At 62.7% G+C, this 24,562-nt stretch carries 19 protein-coding genes; 15 read left to right on the forward strand and 4 right to left on the reverse strand.

Going from position 1 to position 24,562, the window contains the following annotated elements:
• Positions 1-114 precede the first annotated feature (114 nt).
• From NTD89_RS02010 to NTD89_RS02080, 15 genes are all read left to right on the forward strand, one after another.
• Positions 115-630, forward strand: a complete 516-nt coding sequence (locus NTD89_RS02010; RefSeq protein WP_242201634.1) for a sigma-70 family RNA polymerase sigma factor — start codon at positions 115-117, stop codon at positions 628-630.
• Positions 617-1,567, forward strand: coding sequence for a FecR domain-containing protein (locus tag NTD89_RS02015; RefSeq protein WP_262206284.1), 951 nt, complete (start codon positions 617-619; stop codon positions 1,565-1,567). Before NTD89_RS02010 ends, NTD89_RS02015 begins: the two co-directional genes overlap by 14 nt.
• Positions 1,568-1,672: 105 nt before the next feature.
• On the forward strand, positions 1,673-4,159 hold the full coding sequence (locus NTD89_RS02020; RefSeq protein ID WP_262206285.1) for a TonB-dependent siderophore receptor: 2,487 nt from the start codon (positions 1,673-1,675) through the stop codon (positions 4,157-4,159).
• Between the two features lie 430 nt (positions 4,160-4,589).
• Positions 4,590-6,029 carry an undecaprenyl-phosphate glucose phosphotransferase gene (locus NTD89_RS02025; RefSeq protein ID WP_242201640.1) on the forward strand — a complete coding sequence of 480 codons (1,440 nt, stop codon included), beginning with the start codon at positions 4,590-4,592 and terminating at the stop codon, positions 6,027-6,029.
• On the forward strand, positions 6,029-7,489 hold the full coding sequence (locus NTD89_RS02030; protein ID WP_242201643.1) for a mannose-1-phosphate guanylyltransferase/mannose-6-phosphate isomerase: 1,461 nt from the start codon (positions 6,029-6,031) through the stop codon (positions 7,487-7,489). The genes NTD89_RS02025 and NTD89_RS02030 overlap by 1 nt, the downstream gene beginning before the upstream one ends.
• 1 nt (position 7,490) lies before the next feature.
• Positions 7,491-8,402 carry a glycosyltransferase family 2 protein gene (locus NTD89_RS02035; protein ID WP_242201645.1) on the forward strand — a complete coding sequence of 304 codons (912 nt, stop codon included), beginning with the start codon at positions 7,491-7,493 and terminating at the stop codon, positions 8,400-8,402.
• 29 nt (positions 8,403-8,431) lie between these two features.
• Positions 8,432-9,208: a polysaccharide biosynthesis/export family protein gene (locus tag NTD89_RS02040; RefSeq protein ID WP_145163281.1), complete on the forward strand. Its 777-nt coding sequence runs from the start codon at positions 8,432-8,434 to the stop codon at positions 9,206-9,208.
• Between the two features lie 14 nt (positions 9,209-9,222).
• Positions 9,223-11,214 carry a GumC family protein gene (locus tag NTD89_RS02045; RefSeq protein ID WP_262206287.1) on the forward strand — a complete coding sequence of 664 codons (1,992 nt, stop codon included), beginning with the start codon at positions 9,223-9,225 and terminating at the stop codon, positions 11,212-11,214.
• Positions 11,214-12,404: a glycosyltransferase gene (locus NTD89_RS02050; protein WP_145163277.1), complete on the forward strand. Its 1,191-nt coding sequence runs from the start codon at positions 11,214-11,216 to the stop codon at positions 12,402-12,404. The genes NTD89_RS02045 and NTD89_RS02050 overlap by 1 nt, the downstream gene beginning before the upstream one ends.
• On the forward strand, positions 12,394-13,731 hold the full coding sequence (locus NTD89_RS02055; protein WP_262206288.1) for a GH39 family glycosyl hydrolase: 1,338 nt from the start codon (positions 12,394-12,396) through the stop codon (positions 13,729-13,731). The genes NTD89_RS02050 and NTD89_RS02055 overlap by 11 nt, the downstream gene beginning before the upstream one ends.
• Positions 13,732-13,739: 8 nt before the next feature.
• Complete coding sequence (locus NTD89_RS02060) at positions 13,740-14,948, forward strand: glycosyltransferase family 4 protein (RefSeq protein ID WP_262206289.1); 1,209 nt, start codon at positions 13,740-13,742, stop codon at positions 14,946-14,948.
• Positions 14,939-16,042 (forward strand): glycosyltransferase family 4 protein, encoded by a 1,104-nt coding sequence (locus NTD89_RS02065; RefSeq protein WP_262206290.1) that lies wholly within the window; start codon positions 14,939-14,941, stop codon positions 16,040-16,042. Before NTD89_RS02060 ends, NTD89_RS02065 begins: the two co-directional genes overlap by 10 nt.
• On the forward strand, positions 16,039-17,472 hold the full coding sequence (locus NTD89_RS02070) for an O-antigen ligase family protein (protein WP_145163270.1): 1,434 nt from the start codon (positions 16,039-16,041) through the stop codon (positions 17,470-17,472). The genes NTD89_RS02065 and NTD89_RS02070 overlap by 4 nt, the downstream gene beginning before the upstream one ends.
• Positions 17,473-17,474: 2 nt before the next feature.
• Positions 17,475-18,884 carry a murein biosynthesis integral membrane protein MurJ gene (gene murJ, locus NTD89_RS02075; protein WP_145163268.1) on the forward strand — a complete coding sequence of 470 codons (1,410 nt, stop codon included), beginning with the start codon at positions 17,475-17,477 and terminating at the stop codon, positions 18,882-18,884.
• Positions 18,885-18,906: 22 nt separating this feature from the next.
• Positions 18,907-19,962, forward strand: coding sequence for an acyltransferase family protein (locus NTD89_RS02080; protein ID WP_262206291.1), 1,056 nt, complete (start codon positions 18,907-18,909; stop codon positions 19,960-19,962).
• A gap of 108 nt (positions 19,963-20,070) precedes the next feature.
• On the opposite strand, the gene NTD89_RS02085 is transcribed toward NTD89_RS02080, so the two are convergent.
• The 4 genes from NTD89_RS02085 to NTD89_RS02100 form a co-directional block, all read right to left on the reverse strand.
• On the reverse strand, positions 20,071-20,649 hold the full coding sequence (locus tag NTD89_RS02085; RefSeq protein WP_106580031.1) for a DUF4174 domain-containing protein: 579 nt from the start codon (positions 20,647-20,649) through the stop codon (positions 20,071-20,073).
• Between the two features lie 164 nt (positions 20,650-20,813).
• On the reverse strand, positions 20,814-21,446 hold the full coding sequence (locus tag NTD89_RS02090) for a glutathione S-transferase (protein ID WP_262206292.1): 633 nt from the start codon (positions 21,444-21,446) through the stop codon (positions 20,814-20,816).
• Positions 21,447-21,459: 13 nt separating this feature from the next.
• A complete protein-coding gene (locus tag NTD89_RS02095; RefSeq protein ID WP_262206293.1) occupies positions 21,460-22,038 on the reverse strand; it encodes a GNAT family N-acetyltransferase in 579 nt (192 codons plus the stop codon).
• 73 nt (positions 22,039-22,111) lie between these two features.
• Positions 22,112-24,469, reverse strand: coding sequence for a DNA polymerase II (locus NTD89_RS02100; protein WP_262206295.1), 2,358 nt, complete (start codon positions 24,467-24,469; stop codon positions 22,112-22,114).
• Positions 24,470-24,562 lie beyond the last annotated feature (93 nt).

Raw genomic sequence — 24,562 nt, forward strand, 5'->3', positions numbered from 1 at the left:
AAAATTGTGCTGGATACATTCTTTGCTCATGACGGCACCGGGCGATTGCTCGTGACCACAACCAGCGTCTAGAATGCGAAACATTATCAATTGAGACTGTTGCGCAGGATGCCCATGTCGAGCGACCCCCCTCTGGACCCTGCCACCCTCGGCCAGCTCTACCAGGCTCATCATTCGTGGCTGCGCGGCTGGTTAAGCCGGCGCACCGGCTGCCGTGAACACGCTGCTGACCTGGCGCAGGAAACCTTCATGCGCCTGCTCATCGCGCGCAAACAGCAAACCTTGCAGCAGCCGCGCGCTTACCTGAGCAGCATCGCGCGCAGTCTGATGATCGACCAGTACCGGCGCCGCGAACTGGAACGCGCCTACCTTGAGAGCCTCGCGCACTTCCCGGAACTGCAAGTGCCGTCGGAGGAGACCCGGCTTTTGATCCTCGACAGCCTGGAGCGCATCGACCGCTTGCTCGACCAGCTCAAGCCACGCGTACGCGAAGCCTTTTTGCTGGCGCAACTGGATGGCCTGACGTGTGCGCAAATCGCCTTGCGCCTGGGCGTGTCCAAAGCCACCGTCGAGCGCGACCTGTCCAAAGCGCTGCACGCCTGCTACCGGTTGCGGTATGCCGAACGTTGACCCGCGCCTGCTCGACCAGGCTATCCAGTGGATGATAAAGCTGCGTTTCAACGTCGCCGATGACGCCAGCACCGCCGCGTTCGAGCAGTGGTTGCAGACCAGCGCCGAGCATCAGCGGGTGTGGCAACGCGTAGCGAGCATGCATGATGAATTTGCCCAGGTTCCCGCTCGCGTCGGCCACCATGCGCTGGATGGCGCGCGCCGACGCATCAGCCGCCGGGAAGGTTTGAAAGTGTTGGGGCTGATGGCTGGCGCCGCCGGGCTGGCCTGGCTCGGTCGCGACTACACACCCCTGCCCGCCTTGCTGGCCGACTACCGCACGGCCACCGGCGAACGGCGCTGGGTCACATTGAGCGATGGCAGCCAGGTGCAGCTCAACAGCGCCAGCGCGATCGACACCGCCTTCACTGCCGAGCGGCGCCAGGTGCAGCTGCTTCAGGGCGAGATACGGGTCAATAGCAGTGCCGACAGCCGGCCGTTGTGGGTACAGACTCGCGATGGTTTTCTGCGCGCCCTCGACACGCGGTTTCTGCTGCGCGAAGCCTCTCAAGGTACCTTGCTCGATGTGCAGCACGGCGTCGTGGCGGTGTATGCCGACAAGCATTCATCCAACGCCCGCCACATCGTCAAAGCAGGTGAACACATACTGTTCGACCGCCACGGCATTCGCCCATCGATTGCCAACGGCCTGGATCCCTGGGCCTGGAGCGACGGTGTGATCAGTGCCCACAACATGCGCCTGGACGACTTCCTCGCCGAACTGAGCCGCTACCGCAACGGCCTGGTGCGTTGCAGCGAAGCGGTAGCCAGCCTGCGCGTGTCGGGCACGTACCAACTGGACGACACCGATCAGGTGTTGAGCCTGGTGGCGCAATCGTTGCCGGTGAGCATTCACTACCGCAGCCGCTACTGGGTCACCGTCGCCCCTCGCGTGTAAGTACTGAAAAATAAATGAGGTGAATGCTCATTGCCGCTCGACCTGTAAGGAAAGGCCGATCAACAGGCCGGTTCTGTCCACTTCCTTCAGGAGCATTCCGCGGTCATGCAAGCGTTTCCTTCCCAACGTTCTTCCCTCAAGCGCACGGTGCAGGCCGCCGTGCTCGGCGCCTGCCTCAGCGGAGGTGGCCTGCCCTCGGCCGTGATGGCCGACACACCTGCCGTCGATAATCAGGCGCGCGATTGGCACATCGCTCCAGGCGCCCTGGCCAACGCGTTGGATCAGTTCGCCCGCCAGGCCGGCATCAGCCTGTCGTACGACGCCACCAGCGTCGCCGGCAAGTCCAGCCAGGGCCTGACCGGCAACCTTGACCGCGAGCAAGCGTTGAACCAGCTGCTGCGCGGGCAACACCTGCAAGCCCAGCGCCAGGGTGCAAGCACCTGGCTGTTGCTGCCGCAAATGGCCGAATCCGGCGCGCTCAACCTGAGCGCCACCACCGTCACCGGCGCCCGTGCAGGGGCCACAACCGACGGCACCGGCGCCTACACCACCGGTGCGGTGACGATCGGCAAAGGCGAACACAGCCTGCGGGAAACCCCGCAATCGGTCAGCGTGATGACCCGTCAATTGATGGACGATCAGAACGTCACCACCATCGATGACGTCATGGAGCGCACGCCGGGCATCACCACCTATGAGTCGCCCATGGGCGGCAAGTATTTCTACTCCCGGGGTTTCAAGATGCTCGGCCAGTACCAGTACGACGGGGTGCCTCTGGACATGGGCAAGGACTACGTACAGGCCGACAGCTTTACCGCCAACATGGCGATTTATGATCGAGTGGAAGTGCTCAAGGGTGCAGCCGGCATGCTCAAGGGCGCCGGCACCGCCAGCGGCGCGGTGAATTTTGTGCGCAAGCGGCCCCAAGCCAAACCCACCACCAGCCTGTCGCTGTCCGCCGGCACCTGGGACAACTACCGCGCCGACCTCGACACCGGCGGCGCACTGAATGACAGCGGCACCGTGCGCGGCCGCGCGGCCGTCAGCCAGCAAACGCGCGGGTCGTATATGGATATCGCCAAGCGCCAGGACCAGGCGGTCTACGCGGCGCTGGATTTCGACCTCGACGCCGACACCACCCTGGGCGTCGGCGCCAGCTATGAAGACGTTGACGCCTCGCCCTGCTGGGGCGGCTTGCCGCGCTACAGCGACGGCAAAAGCGCCAAGCTCAGCCGCTCCACCTGCCTGGGCCAATCCTGGAACGACTGGCAAAGCCAGCGCGCCACGTTCTTCGCCGACCTCACCCACCACTTCAGCGATGACTGGAAACTCAACGTGGCGGCCGTGCACAGCCGCAACCTGCAAGACATCAAATACGCCGCCAGCGAAGGCACCATCGCTTATGGCAACCCGGCACCGACGGCCAACTCCTACGCGGCCTTGATGGATTACGACCACCGCGACTTCGGCCTTGACGCCTACCTGGACGGCAAGTTCGAAGCCTTCGGCCTCGCACACGAACTGATCATTGGCGCCAACGGCAGCCGGGGCACCCAGGATGATGTGTATGCAATCCAGAACCTGCCGACGCGCGTGAACATCTACCAGCCCGACCACCACCTGCCGGAACCCGCCAACGATACCTTCTGGCCGAACATGTACCGCGGCGGCACGGTCAAGGAAACCGCCACCCAATACGGCACCTACGCCACGTTGCGTCTACGCCTGGCCGAACCGTTGTTGTTTATCGTCGGCAGCCGCGTGAGCTGGTATGAGAACCGCCGCCAGTCCAACAACCTGGCCTGGGGCGAATGGGCCGTGCAGGATGCGCGCACCCGGGAAACCGGCGAAGTCACACCGTTTGCCGCACTGATTTATGACCTCGACGAACACCTCTCGGTGTACGCCAGCTACGCCGATATCTTCCAGCCACAAAGTTCCTACGCCACGGTCGACGGCGCGGCACTCAAGCCGCAGATCGGTGACAACTACGAGCTGGGGATCAAGGGCGAATGGTTCGAGGGGCGCCTCAACAGCTCGCTTGCGCTGTTTCGCGCCGTGCAGAAAAACACCGCTGAAACCGACTACCTCAGCGTCTGCCCGACGTCCTCCGACGGTTATTGCTACAGCGACACCGGCAAGACCCGCGCCCAGGGTGTAGAAGCCGAAGTCAGTGGTGAATTGCTCGAGCGCCTGCAGGTGTTTGGCGGCTACACCTATACCCAGACCAAAACCCTGAAGAACATCGACAGCGCCGTGGAAGGTGGCGTGTCCAACAGCTACGTGCCCCGGCATATGCTGCGCATGTGGGGTGACTACCAACTGGATGGCGCGCTGTCGAAATGGAGCGTGGGCACCGGCGTCAACGCCCAGAGCAGCAACTACCGCGTGCAGGGCATCAAGCTCGAACAGGCCGGTTATGCGGTGTGGAGTGCGCGCCTGGCCTATCGCGTAGACGACACCTGGACCGTGGCGCTCAACGGTAACAATGTTTTCGACAAACACTATTATCAAACCGTGGGCACCGCCGCCTGGGGCAACTTTTACGGTGAACCGCGCAATTTTACCCTGAGTGTGAAAGGCAACTTCTAACCCCCGATGTCCCCGGTGGCAAGCATTTAGGCGCCCTGCCACCGCGTCCTTGTCCCCTTTTCCTACCTCTATTCGAAAAAGGTTTGTGCATCTGGCAGGAAAATTCTCACATTTGTTCCTACACTCAAAATCACACCTCTTCACCGCGTGTTCGAGCAAGGAAAGTCAATAAAATGCGACGAAAAACTCAGCTTAACGTGTCTGGCATGCAACCTTTGCGCCACAGTCAAAAAATTGACTGAGTAACAGAAAAGGAACACTCCTTAAGTCACTAGCCCCGCAAGTTTCCTTCATTTGGATGGCTTCACTTGGATGAAATAGTTGCGTTTTACCCAGAGTAGCCATCGTTCGACTTGCCCTCCTTCACGCAGCCTGCTGCCGATGGACCAAACAGCCGAACAGTAGGTCTGGAGTGCAATGAGGGATGTTTATGCGAGAAAAGTCTTCAGTCGATAGCCTGTTTCTGACCCGCGCTGGTTTTGTTGAATTTTTTGTTGTTTTCGTCAAGTTGATCCATGGCCTGACTGCCATCTTGCCGCCATTGGTGTTGGTGTTGTTCCTCGACCCACTGGCTCCCGAGCTGCGTTCCCACTTCCTTGGTCTGCTGCTGTTTTTTGCGATCATGACCATCATTCTGTTCCAGGCTCTGGGCATCTATTCCGAAGAGCTGTTCAGCAATCGCCTGCGCCTGCGGGCCAAGATAGTCGCCTGGTCGGCGGCGTTCTGCATCTTGCTGTTCATGTACCAGATCCTGCAGTTCTTCCCGCAATTGACGCCGCGCAACCTGGTGGCGTGGTACTTCGCCAGCCTGGCGCTGTTCGGCATTGAACGCCTGGTGATGCTGCGCCTGTACCGCAACCTGATGCGCAAGGGCAAATACCTGCAGCGCACTGTAATCCTGGGCTTCACCGACACCGCCGTGCACGTTGCCGATCACCTGCAACGCAATGGCGATATCCGCTCCGGCCTGATCGGTTTTATCGACGACCGCACCGAGCGCATCCCCAAGGAATTGAGCAGCCTGCCCTTGCTGGGCAACACCCGCGACCTGGAAAAACTGATCCGCGCCGAGCAGGTCAACCAAGTGATGATCTGCCTGCCCTGGGCTGCCGAGCAGCGCATCCATGGGCTGGTCAATCGCCTGCGCCAGTTGTCGGTGAACGTCATGCTGGTGCCCGACATGGCCGCGCTGCGCTACGGCCACAGTCGCATCACAGACGTGGGCGGCATCCTGATGTTCAACACCTCGCAGCTGCCCTTGCGCGGTTGGTCGCCGGTGATCAAGCGCTGTGAAGATTTGCTGCTGGCGAGCATGGCCCTGGTGGCGCTGTCGCCGGTGATGCTGGCAACGGCGATTGCGATCAAGCTCGATTCCAAGGGGCCGGTGCTGTTTCGCCAGAACCGTTATGGCTACAACGACAACGAGATTCGCGTGTTCAAGTTCCGCTCGATGTTCACCGACCAGAGCGACTTCACCGCCGAGCAACAGACCACCCGCAAGGACCCGCGCATCACGCGGGTGGGCCGCATCATTCGCAAGACCAGCATCGACGAGCTGCCGCAGTTGTTCAACGTGCTGCAGGGCAACATGTCGATGGTGGGCCCGCGCCCGCATGCCACCGCGACCAAGGCTGCCGGCGTTCCGTTCGAAGTGGCGGTGAGCGAGTACAGTTCGCGGCATCGGGTCAAACCGGGCATCACCGGGTGGGCACAGATCAACGGCTACCGGGGTGAAACCGACACCCTGTACAAGATCCAGAAACGTGTCGAGTACGACCTGGAGTACATCTCCAAGTGGTCGGTGTGGTTTGACTTGTACATCGTCTTCATGACGGTCCCAGCCGTCCTCTCCACCAAGGAAGTCTATTGATGAATACCCTCAACGGATTAATTCCCTGCATTATTTCCGGTGGTTCGGGCACTCGGCTGTGGCCGGTGTCGCGCCAGAACATGCCCAAGCCTTTCATGCGCATGCGTGACGGCCAGAGCCTGCTGCAAAAAACCTTTCAGCGCGCCGCCAAACTGCCCGGCGTGGAAAGCGTGCTCACGGTGACCAACCGCGACCTGCTGTTTCGCACCCTGGATGACTACCGCGTGGTCAACAAGGCCCACTTGCCTCTGGACCTGTTGCTGGAGCCGTTCGGGCGCAATACGGCGGCGGCCATTGCGGTGGCGGCGCTGCATGTGCAGGAACACTTCGGTGATCAGGCGCAACTGTTGGTGATGCCCGCCGACCATCTGATCCTCAATGAAGTCGCGTTTGCCGAAGCCGTCACCCAGGCCCGCGACCTGGCCGAAGCCGGTTATCTGGTGACCTTCGGCATCCAGCCCGACCACCCGGAAACCGGCTTTGGCTACATCGAAAAAGGCGACGCGCTGGGCACCGGCAACCGGGTCAAACGCTTTGTCGAAAAACCCGACCAGGCCACCGCGCAAGCCTACCTCGACGGCGGCAAACACCTGTGGAACGCCGGCATGTTCTGCTTCAAGGCCAGCACCTTGGTGGAGGAACTCACCGCCCATGCCCCCGACGTGTTGACGGCCGCCAAAGCCGCACTGGACCACAGCCAGAGCCTGCAAAATAAAACCTCGCGCCAGCGTGAACTGGACTCGGACGCCTTCGGCAGCGCACCGGACATTTCCATCGACGTGGCGCTGATGGAAAAGTCCCAGAAAGTCGCCGTGGTGCCCTGCGACATCGGCTGGAGCGACATCGGTTCCTGGGAGGCGCTGCGCCAGCTCACGCCCAGCGACGCCCACGGCAACCAGGTCAATGGCGAAGCGATTTTGCATGACGTGCACAACTGCTACATCGACTCACCCAAGCGCGTGCTTGGCGCCGTTGGCGTACACGACCTGATCATTGTCGACACTCCGGATGCGCTGCTGATCGCTGACGCCAACCGCAGCCAGGATGTGCGTTACATCGTCGCCGAACTCAAGCGCCAGAATCACCCGGCGTACAGCCTGCACCGCACGGTCACCCGGCCGTGGGGCACCTACACGGTGCTGGAGGAAAGCAGCCGCTTCAAGATCAAGCGCATCGTGGTCAAGCCCCAGGCGTCACTGTCGTTGCAGATGCACCACCACCGCAGCGAACACTGGGTGGTGGTCAGCGGCGCGGCGCAGATCACCAATGGTGAGCGCGAATTCCTGATCAACGCCAACGAGTCCACGTACATTCCGGCCGGGCACAAACACCGCCTGACCAACCCCGGCATCATCGACCTGGTGATGATCGAGGTGCAGAGCGGCGAGTACCTGGGCGAAGACGACATCGTGCGCTTTGACGACATCTACGGGCGTGCCCCCGCAGAAGTGAAAAAGTGACATGCGCACCTCGTTGATCATCCCGACCCGCAACGCGTCCAGTCACCTGGCGCGGCTGCTGCCTGCGCTGAACATGCAGACGCTGCAACCGGACGAAATGCTGGTGGTCGACAGCGCTTCCAGCGATGACACCGTGGCGCGCTTTCGCGAGTTCGGCGCCCGGGTCGAGGTGATCGACGCCCGCGATTTCAACCACGGCGGCACACGGCGCTGGGCCAGTGAACAGGTGAACGGCGAGGCGCTGATCGTGATGACCCAGGACGCGATCCCCGCAGACCCCGAGACCTTCGCCAACCTGCTAGATGAGCTGCAGCAAGATCCGCTCAACGGCGTGGCCTACGGCCGCCAATTGCCGCACCCCGGCGCCGGTGTGCTGGGCGCGCAGTCGCGGCACTTCAACTACCCGCCACACAGCCGTAGCAAGCGCCTGGCCGATGCGCCGCAGTTGGGGATCAAGACCTGCTTCAGCTCCGACTCGTTTTGCGTGTACCGGCGCAGCGCCCTGCAGGCGGTCGGCGGTTTTCCCGCCGATGTGATCGGCAGCGAAGACGCCTACGTCGCTGCGCGCATGCTGCTTGAAGGCTACACGGTGCGCTACGCCGCCACGGCGCGGGTGTACCACTCCCACGATTACCGACTCATGGATGAGTTTCACCGCTACTTCGACATTGGCGTGTTCTACGGTCGCGAGCCGTGGATTCGCCAGGCGTTTGGCGATGCCGGCGGTGAAGGTAAACGCTATGTACTGGCTGAGCTCGCGGCATTGCGCGCAGCCGGTGCATTGCACCGCGTACCCGAAGTACTGGTGCGCAGCGCGTTCAAGTTGCTCGGCTATCGGCTGGGCCAACAGGAACGCCGGCTCCCCCTCGCCCTCAAGCGGCGCATCAGCATGTTCCCCGGTTATTGGAGGTGAGCAGCATGACTAACAGGAAGTCCGCCCTTATGAAAAAAACCGTGCTCCTCCTGGCCGTGATGGCCTTGGCCGCCTGCAATACGCCGGCACGCATTGTTCCGCCGGATGACAAGACCGTCGAGGACGGCAAACGCGCCCTCGACCAGTTGGCGCAGCTGCCGCCGGCCGTGGAACGCATCCGTATCGGCGATCAGCTGCGGATCGTGCGCGATGCCGGCGAGATGCCGACGCTGTCGGCGTTCAACGTCAGCACCATTTATGAGCTGACGCTGTACACGGTGCAGACCGACGGCAAGATCAACTACCCGTTCCTGGGGCCGATCCAGGTCGCCGGCCGTCAGCCATCGGAACTGGCCGCGGAGCTGAGCAACAAGCTCGCGCCGGTCTACCGCGAGCCGCGGGTGACGGTGAATATCAACCAGGCGCCGGGCAATTCGGTGATCGTCGGCGGCGCGGTGAATAACCCGACGGCGGTGCAACTCGGCACGGCCAACACCCTGGAGCAAGCGATTGTCGGCGCCGGCGGGGTGAACCCTTCGGGCAATGCCAGCATGGTCGCGCTGCTGCGCGAAGATGCCCAGGGCGCCTACCACGCCTACTTCCTGGACTTCAGCCAATACCTCAAACCCGGCCCGAACGGGCGTAAACCGGTGCACCTGCAACGCGGGGATGTGGTGTTCGTGCCTAAATCCAACGTCGGCGAGCGCATCCAAGGGGTGGATACCTACTTGAACCAACTGATCCCGTTCACCAAATCCATTGGGGTTGGTTACAACTACACCAAAACCAGCGGCGGCAATAACTGAAGGAGCGACATCCCATGATCGAGATCCGTTCTTTTCGTGATCTTCTGCGCCTGTTCTTCATCTTCCGGCATGAGTTCAAACTGGCAGCCATCGCGGCGCTGGTGATCATTTTGCTGGGGGCCTTTTTGCTGCCCGCCAAGTACGAATCCACCGCGCGCCTGCTGGTCAAGCCGGGACGCGATTCGACCTTGCCCATCGAGATCAGCAACCGTCAGGCACTGGTCATGCCCAGCACCCAGCGTGACCCGATTGTCGACGAGGAGCGCTTGCTGACCGGTCGCCCGATCGTGCGCACGGTGGCCGAGCATTACCTGGAAGTCATCGCCAATGCGCCGCCGCCGGAAGGCTTCTGGAAGCGCAGCAAGTATTACGTCAAGGAAGGCGTGGGCGCGGTGTTCGACGGTATTCGCGTGGTGCTGGAAACAGTCGGCATCCTCGAAAAAACCACGCCGGTGGAACGCCTGGCGGCGAGCCTGGAGAAAAACTTCGAGGTCAGCCATGCCGTGGGCTCCACGGTGATGGACATCAGTTTTACCTGGGGCGACCCGCAAATCGCCCAGCAAGTGGTCAAGGATTGGGTCGACACGTACATCACCGAACGCACCCAGGCCCTGGGGCGCAAGAGCCTCTACGCCTTCTATGAAGGTCAGGTGAACACCAGCGCCACCGAGATCAAGAGCTACAAGGAGCAAATCCTCAAGCACTTGAACGAGATCGGCGCGGCAAGCATCACCGATCGCCTGGAAGACTTGTCTGAGCGCATCAACGTGTTGCGCGGCGAGACCTTCAACACCACGCGCCTGATTGCGTCTTCCGACAGCGCCATCCAGAGCACCCGCGACCAGCTCAAGGGTCAGCCCAAGGAAGTCACCACGGTGCGCCAGATCGCACTGAACCCGCAGCAGCAGGATTTGCGGCGCCTGCTTAACCAGAAGCTGCTGGAAAAGGCCGACATGATGCGCACCTACACCGACAACGCGCCGCCCGTCAAAGCCCTGGACGCGTCGATTCAGGCGATGCAGGCCCAGGTCGCGAATGAAAGCAACACGGTACAGGCCTCGGAAAACCGCGCGCCGAACACCTTGGAAATTCACTTGCAGCGCGTGCTGCTGGACGAGTCGAGCAACAACCTGGCCCTGCGCACTCAGCTTGTGCAACAGCAGAAACAGCTGGTGAACCTCGAAGCCCAGCGCAAGCAGGCCCTGGAGATTGAACCGGAACTGGCGCGTCTTTCTCGCGAGCTGAGCGCCACCGAGCGCAATTACGCGCTGTACGTGGACAACCTGGAAAAATCGCGCATCGACCGTGAGCTCGATAGCAGCCAGATCAGCAACATTGCGGTGATCGAAGAAGCCACCCTCAACCCTGGCCGCATCTTCCCGAAAACCCTGCTGATGCTGCTGTTGGCGATCCCGTTTGCCATCGTCGTCGGTTTGCTGGTGATCTACCTGTGCTACCTGCTGGACCAGCGCATTCACGATGGCGGGCTGGTGGAGCGCAAGTTCGGCCTGCCCCTGTGGACGACCTTGCCGGAGCTGGACACCAGCACCGCGCAGAGCACCAACGCGTTCAATGCGAGCATTTACCGCCTGTACGGCTTGCTGCAACTGGACCGCGTGGCCGAGCAAGGCCTGACCCTGGGGTTGACCTCGGCGCGCCACGGCGAAGGGGTGACCTTTGTGGTGGAGCAACTGCGCCACTTGCTGCAGGAAAACGGCATCAGGGTGCGGGTTGGCGGCGTCGAACCGGCCGCCCCGGGCGAAGTGGTACTGCTGGACGCCTCTGCACTGCTGGACAACCGCGACGCCTTTATCAACCTGCGCCGCGCTGACCTGATTGCCCTGGTGGTGGAAGCACAGAAAAGTACAGTGCCGGTGGTGGAGCACGCGCTGTCGATCCTCAACACCGCGTTTGGCAAGGTGGACGGCATCATCATCAACCGGCGCAAATTCGAAGTGCCGGCCAGGGTGCTTAAAACCATCGCCAAATACCGGGGGGCGTTCTGATGCGCATCGCCCTGCTCGCCCCTTTGCCGCCGGAGAAAAACGGGATCGCCGACTACGCGAACCATTTCAAGACGGCCCTGGAGCAGCTGGGCGTGACGGTGGCGACACCGTTGAGCGGCGTGGAAGGCAACAGCGAAGCCATCCGCCAGGCCATCGCCGCCTTCGACTGGCGCAGTGTGGAGCTGGTCCACGCCGAGCTGGGCGGCGGCCGGCTGGGGGAGTTTCTGGCCCTGCGCGAGCTGCGCAAGGCCTACCCCGAATTGCCGCTGACGGCGACCGTGCATGACCCTGAGCGTATCGTCTGGCGACGCGAGCAGCTGCCTTTCCCGCTGAACCTGCTGGAACGTTTGCCCAGCCCATTGCCGCAAGCGGCAGTGGTGCTGGCCGACCCACTGACCTTGCGCGAAGAACGCCATGTCGCCCAAGGCCTGACGCGGCTGATCACCCTCACGCGCCTGGGCGCCGATTGCCTGAGCCAACGCATGCAACTGCCGGCCGGCAAAGTGGCGGTGATCAACCACGCCAACCTGGCCATTGCTCCCGCGCCGTTACCGGCGCTGGACACCCTGCACCTGCTGTACTTCGGTTTTATCTACCGTGGCAAAGGCATTGAAGACCTGCTGCAAGCGCTGGCCGACGTCTTCAAGCAAGCCCCCGAATTGCGTGACCGTGTGCGCCTGACCCTGGCCGGTGGCACTGCCGCCGAAATGGCGTTTGGCGCGGGCGGCAACTACCTTGAGCAGCTCAACCGCCAGATCGCCGAACTCGGCCTGGTGGGCGCCATCGACTGGCGGCTGAACTTGCCAGCCAGCGAGATTGCACAGACGATCCAGGCGCATCACGTGATGGTGCTGCCGTATCGCGAATCAAAAAAACTCGGCCTGCTGGGGCGCCAGCGCGGCACCAGCGGCGCGCTGTCCTGGGCCGCTGCGTGCGGCCGCGGGGCGATCACCTCGGATGCGCGTGCGTTTGCCGAAGAAGTCGCCAGCGGCAACGGCGCGATCTATCCCCAGGGCGATGTGGCGGCGTTGAGCCAACAACTGCTGCGCCTGGCGCGCACGCCATCGCTGGCCCGCGACTGGGCCGAACGGGCCGGGGAAATTGGCCGCGAACGCCTGTGGCCGTTGACCGCGCAGAAGTTCAAGCACCTCTTTGAGCAGGCGATTGCGGGAGCCCCTTATGCCGCGTAAACGGACCTACCTTGCGACCCTTGCGGTGATTGCCGCACTGGGCCTGACGGTCTTCCTGTGGGGCCGCCAGGCTGACGCCGAAAACCATGTGCTCAAGGGCAACAAGGTGGTGGTGTGGAAGGATTTTCTGGGCGTGAACGCGCAGTTCCTGTGGTTCAGCCCGACGCTGTATCAACGGCAGATCGACCGCCTCAAGGCACTGGGCCTGGAATGGGTACGCCTGGATTTGCACTGGGATCAGCTGGAGCCGGTTCAGGGCCAGTATCAGGTCGCAACCCTTGATCAACTGGTCGGCAACCTGCAAGCCAATCAGCTCAAGTCGGTGTTTTACCTCGTCGGTTCGGCGCCCTTCGCGACCACCGCGCCGGCCGGTGCGCCCTATCAGGACCAATACCCGCCCAAAGATCTGAACGTGTTCGCCAACCGCATGGCGCTGTTGTCGCAACGCTACCCCAGCGTCAACGCGTGGCAGGTGTGGAACGAGCCTAATTTGCTCGGCTTCTGGCGCCCGGTGGCCGACCCCGCTGGCTACGTCGCCTTGTTGACAGCCACCGCATCCGCTTTGCGCGCGGTGGATGCGAACAAACCGGTGGTGGCTGCCGGCATGGCGTTTTTCAGCGAAATGCCCAATGGCCAGACCATGCTCGACGCCCTCGGCGCCCTTGGCGCCATGGGTGTGGCCAGCCTGAACACGGTGATTTCCTACCATCCCTATACGCAGCTGCCCGAGGGTAACGACCCGTCCAACCTGGACTTCATCGCCAAAACCACCGCGCTCAACCAGACGCTGCGCAATAGTGGCGTGCAAACGCTGTGGAGCACCGAGTGGGGCTGGTCAAACTACCCCGGGCCAAAAGATGCCCAGGACCTGATCACCCTGCAGGGCCAGGCTGACTATGTGGTACGCCGGGTGGCACTGATGAGCGCGATGGATTACGACCGGATCTTTCTGTTCACCTTGAGCGACCTCGACCAGCGCGCCAGTGTGCGTGACCAGTTCTATGGCCTGCTCGACATCGACGCCAACCCCAAGCCGGTCTATACCGCCTTGAAGAACTTCCTCGATGTGAGCGGGCCGCAGCTCACGCCCGGCGATCCGCCCGCCGCCGACCAATTGCCCGATGGTTTGTTCAGCATCGGCTGGACCCGCGCCGACGGCCGCAAACTGTGGTTCTTCTGGTCGGCCGAAGGCGGCAACGCGCACTTGCCTGGCCTCACCAGCGCCACCCTGTACGACCCGCTGCGCGGCACGCAAACCCCGGTAAGCGGCACCCATGGGCTGACCGTCCCGGTCAAGTCGAACCTGCAAATTCTGTTATGGGACTGAAGCCCGCCATGCGCATTTTATGGATCCTGCCCTACTCGCCTTGGCCCGCCACCAGCGGCGGCAAGACGCGCCAGTTTCATCTGCTGCGCAGCCTGGCCGCGCGTGGACATCGAATCACCTTGCTGCTGCATGATAAAAACCCGGTGTCGCTGACCGATCGCCAAGTGCTGGAGGCCTTCCTCGAGCAGGTGATCGTGCTGCCGCGCCGCCCACTGCGCAGCGCGAAAACCCTGGTGGCCGGCCTGTTTGCACCGTACCCACTGCTGGCCAGCGTCAACGGTCTGTCGGGCGCGCTGCAGGACACGTTCAATCAATTGCTCAAAGAGCATTGGGATGTGGTGCAGATCGAGCACACCTACACGTTCCAGCCTTATGAAGATGCCCTGGCGCGCCAATCGCAGCCGTTCGTGCTGACCGAACATAACGTTGAATCGGCGCTGGGCGCGGCCACTTACGACCGCCTGCCGCGCTGGGCGCTGCCCTTCATTCGCTACGACCAATGGCGCTACAGCCGCTGGGAACACCGCGTGATGCGCCAGGCCGCGCAGGTGGTGGCGGTGACCGAAAGCGATGCCCAGGTGCTGGCCGAAATCGCCGGCAAACCAGTGCCGGTGGTGGTCAACGGTGTGGACTGCGATCACTTCGCCGCCGCCCGACCCGACCCGTCGACGCGCCGCGTGCTATTTCTGGGCAACTATGAATACGCGCCTAACGTGGACGCCATCGAGTGGGCCCTGGATGAAATCCTGCCCAAGGTCTGGGCGCGCTGCCCGGATGCGCGCATGAGCGTGTGCGGGTTTGGCATGCCCGGCAGTTGGCGCGAGCGTTGGAAGGACCCGCGCATCGAGTGGCAAGGGTTTGTACCGAACCTGCTGAACCTGCAATCAAGCTGTTCGGTGTTTCTGGCGCCGTTGCGCCACGGCGGCGGTTCCAAGCTCAAGGTGCTCGAAGCCCTGGCTGCCGGGTTGCCCTTGGCGAGTACCGAACAAGGCGTGTCGGGCCTGGACCTGATTGAAGGCCTGGATTACCTCGGTGGGCAAACCGCCGACAGCCTGGCGGACGCCGTGGTACGCCTGCTGCAATTTCCCGACGCCGCCGCGCCCATGGGCGAAGCGGGCCGCGCCTATGTACGCCGGGCGCATGACTGGAGCGTGGCCGCCAGCCAGCTGGAACAGGTGTACGCGACGCTCAATCAAAAGGAGCCCGCATGCGTATAGGCCTGGATTACCGCACCGTCGGCACCTCGCCGCAATCGGGGATCAGCCGCCAGGTGTACGCCCTGGAAAATGCCCTGCGCACGCTGCCGGGTGTGGAACTGGCGCGGTTTACCGTGGCGCCGCTGGGTGATGAAACCCGCTTGCAGGCGCACTGCCCGGCCTGGGGCTGCGCGAAAGCGGCGATGCACCAGCCGCACAATCGGCTGCGCTTCGAGGCCGGTTTTCTGCCAACAGCCTTGCGTGAACAACAGATCGACCTGTACATCAGCACGTTCAATATGGGCCTGCCGTTGCCACCCAAGCCAAAAGGTTTGCGCACCGTCGTGCTGCTGCATGACCTGTTCCAGATCACGTTGAACAACTACCACGCCAACCGCCTCAAAGCGCTGATCTACAAGACCAGCGATCGCCTTTCGATTGCGTACGCGGTGCACAGCGCCGACCGCGTGTGGACGCCGTCACAGTACAGCGCCGATGAAACCGCGCGGCTGTTTCCCAAGGCGGCGGGCAAGATTCGCGTACTGCCCAATCAAGTCGACAGTTTTGTCGAGCTGGCGGCAGACCTGACGGCGCGTGAGCTGCCCGAGCATTACTGGCTGCTGGTGGGCACGCGTGAGTTGCGCAAGAACGTGCCGTTTCTGGTCGACGCCTGGCAGCAGGCCCGCAGCCTGTCACCCGCCGTGCCTGCTTTGGTGCTGGTAGGCAGCCTTGAGCATTTACCCGAAACCCAGCGCAACCTGCCGGGCATTCGCGCCTTGAGCGGCGTCTCGGATGCCGAGTTGCACGCGCTGTACCGCCAGGCCTCGCGCCTGTGGCAGCCGTCCTATGCGGAAGGTTTTGGTCTACCCGTCATCGAAGCCCTGAGCGTCGGCACGCCAGTGGCCGTGGCCAGCGGCACCTCGCTGGATGAAATCACCCCGCCGTCTGCTCCTCGCTTCTCGCCCACCGACGGCCCGGCGCTGGTGCAATTGATGCTGGCGCTGGCGGACCGCCCAGCTGAAGAATCACCCGAACAACGCACGCAATGGGCGCAACGCTTCAACCATCAGGCCTATCGCCAGCGCCTGGCTGAACTGATCGAGGAATTGAAATGAGACTCTCCCTGGCAAGCCTCGTCGCGATCCTGTTCGGCCTGTTGTTCGGCGCGCTGGCCCTGATGCTGTCACCGGCCAAGGCGTTCCTCGCCGTGATCGGCCTGGCCGCGGCCGTGACCATCCTGCGCTTCCCGTTCTGGGGTTTGCTGCTGTTCGCCGGCGTCGCGACCTTCATGCCGTACTCGACCATCAACCTGGGCATTCGCAGTACGGTGAGCGAGGCGATCCTGGCGCTGACCTGGGGCGCGGTGCTGTGGCACAGTTTTCTGTCGCGCGTGCCCGACACGCCGAGCCTGTCGCGCCGCCCCACCGACCAGATGCTGCTGTGGCTGATGCTGTTCAGTGTGTTCCCGTTTATCGTCGGCCAGGTCACCATCCACGCCGACACCAGCGGCGTGGCCAACTGGCTGCGCTGGTTGCTGAGCCTGTCGGCGGTGTACCTCTGCGCCAAGTTGCTGACCGACTACAAACACCGCGAATCACTGGTGATCGCCTTGCTGCTGGGTACGCTGGCGATGCTGGTGCTGTCGATTGCGGTGTTTGTGCGCACGCGTTCGGGGGCGGGCATTGCGCCGATCCTGGCGCTGTTCAACTACGGCAACTTCGACATGTTGAAATTCGGCCTGGAGGCGATGTCATCGCGCATGGGCTCGCCGTGGATGCACCCGAATGCCATCGGCGGGATCATGGCGTTGCTGCTGCCGTTGGCGTTCTGCTACGGCATGACCGAACAAGGCTGGAAGCGCGGACTGGGCCTGGGCGTAGCGTGTCTGGGCGCCGCCGCCTTGCTGTTGGCCAGTAGCCGTGGCGCGATGGTCAGCCTGGCGCTGGTGCTGATCTGGATGGCGACGCGGCGTGTGCCCTACACCGGCAGGCTGTTGATGATTGGTGCGGCGCTGACGGTCGCGCTGGTGATGGCCTATCCGCCGCTGCAGGACCGCCTGGCGACGATTTTTTCATCGGACAACGCCAGTACCGAAATACGTTTCGACGAATACCGCATGTTCCCGCAGGCCGTGGCTTCTTACCCGTTCGGCATCGGCTTCAAGGTCGACCCGCCAGTGCCAGGCACGCATTTGCTGGGCATCTCCAACCTGTGGCTGAACTTCATCTACAAGACCGGCATTGTCGGCATGCTGTTGTTTATCGCCGTGACCGTGCGCTGGTGGCGTGAAGCACGCCCGCAGAAAGGCCCGATCCGCCTGACCAAAGACAACGCGCTGTGGCTGGGCAGCACTGCCGGGATTCTGTCGGCGCTGGTCAGCGGGTTGTTTGACCACTACTTCAGCTTTGCCGTGGTGATGGTGGCGCTGTTCTGGCTGATGGTCGGCCTCAATGTCCTGGAGGCCCGCCGGCTGTTCCCGGCGCGCCTGCCGCAGGTCAAGACAGTGGCTTACCGCAAGCCGGCCCTTGACGGCGCACGGCTTTAATCATGCTTGGCTCCGCCGTCTGGCTGACGCTTGCGACCCTGCTGGGCCTGTGCCTGGGGTTCGCCCGCGAGTGGCTGCTGGTGGCCGCCTGGGGCGCGGGCGAGCGCAGTGATGCGTTCCTGATCGCGCTGTTTTTGCCGGAGGCGTTGCGCATGTCGTTGGCCGGTGGCGTATTGAGCGCCGCCGCGCTGCCGCTGTACCTGCAACGCAAGGACCACGAGCGTTTGAATTGGCTGGCGGTGCTGTTTCCGGCCTTGATGCTGATTGCGTTGGTCACCAGCCTGCTGCTGACGCTGTTGGCGCCGTGGCTGGTGCAGTTGCTCGGCCCGGGGCTGGCCGCCAGCGCCACCGCACTGGCGGCCAGCAATCTGCAGATCGTTGCCTGGTGCGTGCCGGGTTTGATGCTGCATGCGCTGTTCAGTATTCCGTTGCAGGCCAGCGAACGTTTTGTGCTGGCGGGGCTGGGGTCGCTGCTGTTCAACCTGCCGCCGGTGACGTACCTCGCCGTGGCGGGCACGGCCACCCAACCTCATTCTCTGGCGCTCGCCTGCCTGGCCGGCAGCCTGTTGATGCCGTTGGCGTTGCTGCCCTCGATCTGGCGCCAGGGCTGGCGGCCGTGGCGCTGGCAGCTGAGCTTTACGCCGCTGCGCGAACTGGGCCAGCGCATCGGCCCCCTGCTGTTGAGCAATGGCGCCAGCCAGGGCTTGGCGCTGATCGAGCGACTGGTGGCGTCGCTGCTCGGCGAAGGGGCGGTGACCTGGGTCAACCTCGCCCGCAAGCTGATGAACCTGCCGTTGATCGCGCTGATGAGCCTTAACCAGGTGCTGCTGGGCATGATGAGCCGGCGCCAGGGCGATGAGCGCCTGGCCCTGCTCAAGCGCGGCTTGGAGACCGCCAGCGTGCTGACACTGCCGGCAGGCGTCGGCCTGGTGGCCGCGGCGCCAAGCCTGGTGGCGTTGCTGCTGCCCAAGCAATCGGCGGATTCGCCGCTGCCGTTGTTGCTGGCGTGGTTTGCCGTGCCGCTGGTGTTCGGCGCCTGGAACGCCCTGCTCGCACGCTATGCCTACGCGGCTGGCGACACGCGCCAGCCGCTGCGTTGTGAATTGCTCGGCAGCCTGGTCAATGTGCTGCTGCTGGGCGCCCTGCCCTTTGTGTTTGGCCTGGCGGGTATACCGCTGGCCGCGCTGGCCGGGGTGATCTGCACGGCCTTGCTGCTGATGCAGCGCCAGGGGTTGCTCGACGCCCTGGCGTGGGCGCGGCATTGGCTGCTCAGTGCGGTGGTGATGGGCGTGGCAGCGTGGGTGTTGTTTCCAATTCAAGGCGTATGGCTGCAGCTGGGGCTCAGTACCCTGGCGGGCATGGTGATGTTGCTGGGCATGGGGCTGTGGCTGAAGCCGTGGCGCAAGGCGTGAACGACCGATCGGGAATAGTCAGATGAAGCATCGTTGGATTCAGATGGATATCGCCAGGGGCATCGGCATCCTGGTGATCGTGTTTGCCCACAGTTGGTTCGTGGCCACCTCGCCGGACCTGCTGTATCCGATCCTCGCTTCGTTCATCTTGCCGGTGTTCTTTTTCCTCTCTGGCGTGCTCTTCAAACCCGAGCAACCGTTCGTGGAGATGGCGGTGCGCAAGGCTGACGGGCTGCTCAAGCCGTTTTTCTTCACCATGCTGGTGTATGTCATCGTGCGCGCCCTGCTGCGCGGCCAGCCGCTGCTGCCGGATATCGGCGGCGTGCTGTATGCCTCGGTGGACACCATTCCGTGGCAGGCCATGTGGTTCCTGCCGCACTTCTGGGTGGCGATTCTGTTCAGTTGGGTGATGCTGCGGTTGATCCAGCGCCTGAAGCTGTCGTTGTGGGTGACCGGCGTGCTGATCGCGGCGCAACTGCTTCTCGGGGTTTGGCTGCTGCCGTTGTTCTGGCAATTGCCGGTGACGCTCGGCGGTCACCACTGGGTGCTGCCGGGGCTGCCGTTCAGCCTGGATATCACCTTGATCAGCAGCACCTACTTCATCGTCGGCTACCTGGCACGCGATTGGTTGCGTACACATTCGGGATCGTGGCTGACGTGCCTGGTCTCGGTCCTGTTGTTTGCTGCGGTGTTCATTCCCACGTGGGACACCATGGACCTGGCGCAACGTCGCTACGACAGCTGGCTGTGGACCAGCGTGCTGGCGGTGATCGGCGTGTACGGATGCTGGGCACTGGCGCGGGTACTGATGGTGTCGGCCCTGCTCACTCGGGCGATGACCTACATCGGTCAGTCGACCCTGATCCTGTTGATCTTCCATGGCGAGATCCAGCACAAGACTGTCGACCTGCTCGAACGCCTGGGCCTGCATTCGCTTCTGGCGGCGTGTGTGGGCCTAGTGGTGGCGGTGGTGGTGCCGTTGATGATCGGGGAAGTGATCAAGCGGGTGGCGTTCCTGCGGTTTTTCTACTTTCCGTTTCCGGTGCGCAAAGCCGTCAAACCTTCAGAAAACCACTAACCCCCTGTGGGAGGGGGTTTGCTCGCGATAGCGGTGGGTCATTCAAAGGTGTTTTGACTGATATTCCGTCATCGCGGGCAACCCCGCTCCCACAGGGGTTATGTAGGTTCAATCATCAAGTTGTGGCGCGGCGGCCTTGCTGCCGGCTTTTGCGGGCTTGGCCGCTTTTGCGCCTTTGGCGGGCGCGGCGGGTTCTGGCTCTGCAGGCGCGGCAAGCTCTTTTTCAGCCATGGGCATCTGGTCGATGGCGCTGAAGAATTCCTTCAGGTCGAGGGTATCCGGCGGCACGGTTTTTTCGAGTTTCTTCTCGCCGTCCTTGCCGACCAAAATCACTTTGGTGCCACTGCCGGCGCCGAGCTTGAGGGCACGGATCAGCGCGTTGGTTTCAGGCGGCGTGAGCTTTTTGTTGTCCTTGGCGTCCTTGGCAAATTTCTCGCCTTCGGCACCGATGCTGCCGAACTTCACGGTGTAGAACACCATGCTGCGCTCTTCAAAGGACTGCTTGTTGGCAGGCTCATCCAGCTGTTTTTTCAGGTTCGCCAATGCTTCGTTTCCGGAGTCAAGTTCCACCACCACCAGCGGACGCGACTTGCCCAAGTCCTGCTTGAGCGGGTTGATATCATCCGCGGCCAACAGCGGCCCCGTAAAAGCCATCAAGGTAGCCAGGGTCAGCGACCGGATGAGCATGCGCACCTCCTTTGAATTCCATGCAGGGTTCTTGAGTTTCATGTCTGCGACAGTCAATTTCAAGGATGATTCCTACACCTCGTTAAGAAGCGTAGGTCAGGAAGCCTGCTACGCAAGGGGTTGGGCGCGTGCCACGGTGATTGTTTCTTCTGATTGCGGAAACATTAAGAGACGCCCCATTCCGGCCAATGCCGCGCAAACACGGGCGCCACGACAGGGTCGGCATCCACTTGCGCCAACGTCTGGGCAAAGCCGGGCGCCAGGTTGCTCAACACCTCGCGCGCCGCGTCCCAACGCGACACGGCTGCGGCCATGATGCCCAGTGCATTCGGCACCTGATTGGGGGCGAACAACTGGTCGGCGAACTGCTGGGCGAACACCACCCACGCATGGTGCAGATAGCGCCGCGTGCCGGTGGTCAATTGCGTCTGCGCCGCTTCATCGGCGTTGCCCAGCCAGCGTTGCGGGTAGTCAATGATGCCGATAGCCGAGTAGCAATTGGCAGCGATGTACACCAGGCCGCGCAGGATCTGGGCGCGGTTACCGGCAAGGAGATCCGAGGCGGGAAACTCCAGGCCCAGGTGGATCAGGATGGCGGCGCTTTCGGTCAGCACCTGGCCATCGGGCGTGACCAGCGTGGGGATTTGTTTGAGCGGGTTGATGCGCGCGAGGGCTTCACTGCCCTCGCCATCTGCCCAGGAACTGGCGTCGATGCGACGCCACGGCACCGCGCAACGTTGCAGGGCGATTTCGATCATGCAGGAGCCGGATTCATCAATGCCGTAAAGCGTGTACATGGGCGTTTGCTCCTTAGCGCAGCAATTTGGCCTGCAAGTTGGCCTTCACCTGCGGCCACTCCGAATCGATGATGCTAAAGCGCACCGAGTTGCGCTTGCGTCCGTCGGGCATGATGCGCTCGTGGCGCACGATGCCTTCTTGTACGGCGCCGAGGCGCAGGATCGCGGCGCGGGATTTTTCGTTGAGTTCGTCGGTGGTGAATTGCACACGTACGCAGTCGAGCACTTCAAAAGCGTAGGTCAGCAGCAGGAGCTTGGCTTCGGTGTTGACGCCGCTTTTTTGTGTGGATTGCGCCAGGAAGGTGTGGCCGATTTCAAGCTTGCGATTCACCCGGTCGACTTTCCAGAACCGCGTGCTGCCGACTACCTGACCTGTGTCGCGACGCACGATCGCGAACGGGATCATGCTGCCGGCCTCACGCCCGGCGAGGGCGACGTTGATGTACGTGTCGACGGTCTCGGGACCCGGCACGTTGGTGACTTTAAGGTTCCACAATTCACCGTCGGCGGCAGCCTGGACCAGCGCGGCGGCATGTTTACGTTGCAAGGGTTGGAGTTCGACCGAGCTGCCGGTCAGGGTGATCTGAGTCATGAAGAACTGCGCCGTTGGAGGGTGGTCGTCAGAGGCCAAGAGTGCAGGCTCTGATCGCATCCAGGCAAGCGTTTTAGAACAGGCCCATCTGCCCGCCGACCAGGGTGCCGAAATCATCGTTCACGAACGGCAGAATCGCGTCGGCCACCGGCTGCAATTGCCGAGTGACGTAGTGGTCGTAGTCGATCGGCGCCTGCCGCACTTCCAGCGGTTCCGGGCCGTTGACGCTGATCACATAGCTGATCCAACCGCCACGCTGGTACTGGCGCGGGCGTCCCAGGCGGTCGTTGTATTCATCTGCCAGGCGGGCGGCGCGCACATGCGGCGGGACGTTGCGCTCGTAGTCGTCCAACTGGCGGCGCAGCCGTTTGCGGTAGATCAGCAGGTCGTCGAGTTCGCCGCTCAGGGTGCGGCGCACGTAGTCACGCACGTAGTCCTGATGGGGCTGGCGGTGAAAGATGCGCTGGTAGAGCTCCTGCTGAAATTGCCGGGCCAGCGGTGACCAGTCGCTGCGCACGGTTTCGAGGCCTTTGTAGACCATGTCTTCGCGGCCATCGGCGTGCACGACCAGGCCGGCGTAACGCTTTTTACTGCCCTCTTCTGCGCCGCGGATGGTCGGCATGAGGAAGCGGCTGAAGTGGGTTTCGTATTGCAGTTCCAAGGCGCTTTGCAGGCCGTATTCGCTGTGCAAATGCGCACGCCACCAGTCGTTGACGTGCTGCACCAGTTGCCGGCCGATGCGGCTGGCATCATCCGCCGAATGCGCGCTGCCGAGCCAGACGAAAGTGGAGTCGGTGTCGCCGTAGATCACCTCATAGCCCTTGGCCTCAACCAGTTCGCGGGTCTGGCGCATGATCTGGTGCCCGCGCATCGTGATCGAGGACGCCAGGCGCGTGTCGAAGAAGCGGCAACCGCTGGAGCCGAGCACACCGTAGAAGGCGTTCATGATGATTTTCAGCGCCTGGGACAGCGGCGCGTTGTGCTCGCGTTTGGCCGCTTCACGGCCTTCGGAAACACGCGTGACGATGGAAGGCAGGCAGTGCCGGGTTCGCGAGAACCGCGCGCCGCGAAAGCCTTCCACCGACTCGCTCGCTTCGGGGTGCTTGAGGCCTTCGATCAGGCCCACCGGGTCAATGAGAAAGCTGCGGATGATCGACGGGTAAAGGCTTTTGTAGTCGAGCACCAACACCGATTCATACAGGCCGGGACGCGAGTCCATGACAAAACCGCCGGGGCTGGCCTGGGGCGGCTTGTCGCCCAGGTTTGGCGCGACAAAGCCCTGGCGGTGCATCAACGGCATGTACAGGTGGGTAAACGCGGCGACCGAGCCGCCGTTGCGGTCGGCCGGCAGCCCGGTGACGCTGGCCCGCTCCAGCAGGAACTTGAGCAACTCGGTCTTCTCGAAAATGCGCGTGACCAGCTCGCAGTCCTTGAGGTTGTAGCGCGCAAGCGCAGGCTTGTCCTCGGCGAACATGCGGTTGATTTCGTCCATGCGCTGGTACGGCGTGGAAATGTCCTTGCCTTCGCCGAGCAAGGTTTGCGCGACGTTCTCCAGGCTGAAGGATTCAAAGCTCCAGGTGGCCGAACGCAGGGCTTCAATGCCGTCGATAATCAACCGCCCCGCTGCCGCCGCGAAATAGTGATTGCGGCTGCCGTGTTCGCGCCAGGCCATGGCTTCGCCGCCACGGCCAAGCAGCAGCGGCACGTTGAGGCGCTGGGCATGTTCGTGGAGCACGCGCAGGTCGAACTGCACCACGTTCCAGCCGATGATCGCATCGGGGTCGTGGGTGGCGAGCCATTGGTTGAGGCGCTCGAGCAGTTGCGCGCGGGTGTCGCAATAGTCGAGCTTGAAGTCCACCGCGTCGGTTTTATTCGGCGGGCCGAGCATGTACACCTGGCGCTCGCCGCAGCCTTCGAGGGCGATGGAATAAAGATCGCCCTGGGCGGTGGTTTCGATGTCCAGCGACACCAGTTTCAGCGGCGGACGGTAGTCGGGTGCGGGTTTCATCTGCGCATCGATCAGCACGTCGTTGGCGTCTGGTGTGCCGCCGAACCACACGGGAGCGGTGATGAAGCGCTCCATCATGTAACGCTCGGGCGGGCGGACGTCGCCTTCGTAGACATCGACACCGGCGGCGCGCAGACGTTTTTCCAGGTCCATCAGCTGGCGGTGCTGGCGCGTGTAGAGGCCCAACACCGGACGGTGATGGAAATCACACAGCTGCAGCGGGCGCAGTTCGATATCGCGCTCGCCCTGGAGCAACCAGTCGAGCTGTTTGCGATAGGCCTCGGGGATAAACATCACCGAGGTTTGCACGGGTAGGCGCACGCACCGAGGGCCCTGGTCGGTCGCCAGCCAGAAGCTGACCTCCGTACCCGCCGCCGTGTCGCGCCAATGCCGGGTCAGGACAAAACCCTGCTGTAAATCCACCGTGCCGCACCTCAGGAATCGCTTTCAGGGCGTGATTCTACTCGGCATCCGCGTAAACGCGGCACGTTAACGCGCACGCAGACCGCAATCTCA

This window comes from Pseudomonas sp. 14P_5.3_Bac1 (assembly GCF_025466135.1).
In the GTDB taxonomy this organism is placed as follows: Bacteria; Pseudomonadota; Gammaproteobacteria; order Pseudomonadales; family Pseudomonadaceae; genus Aquipseudomonas.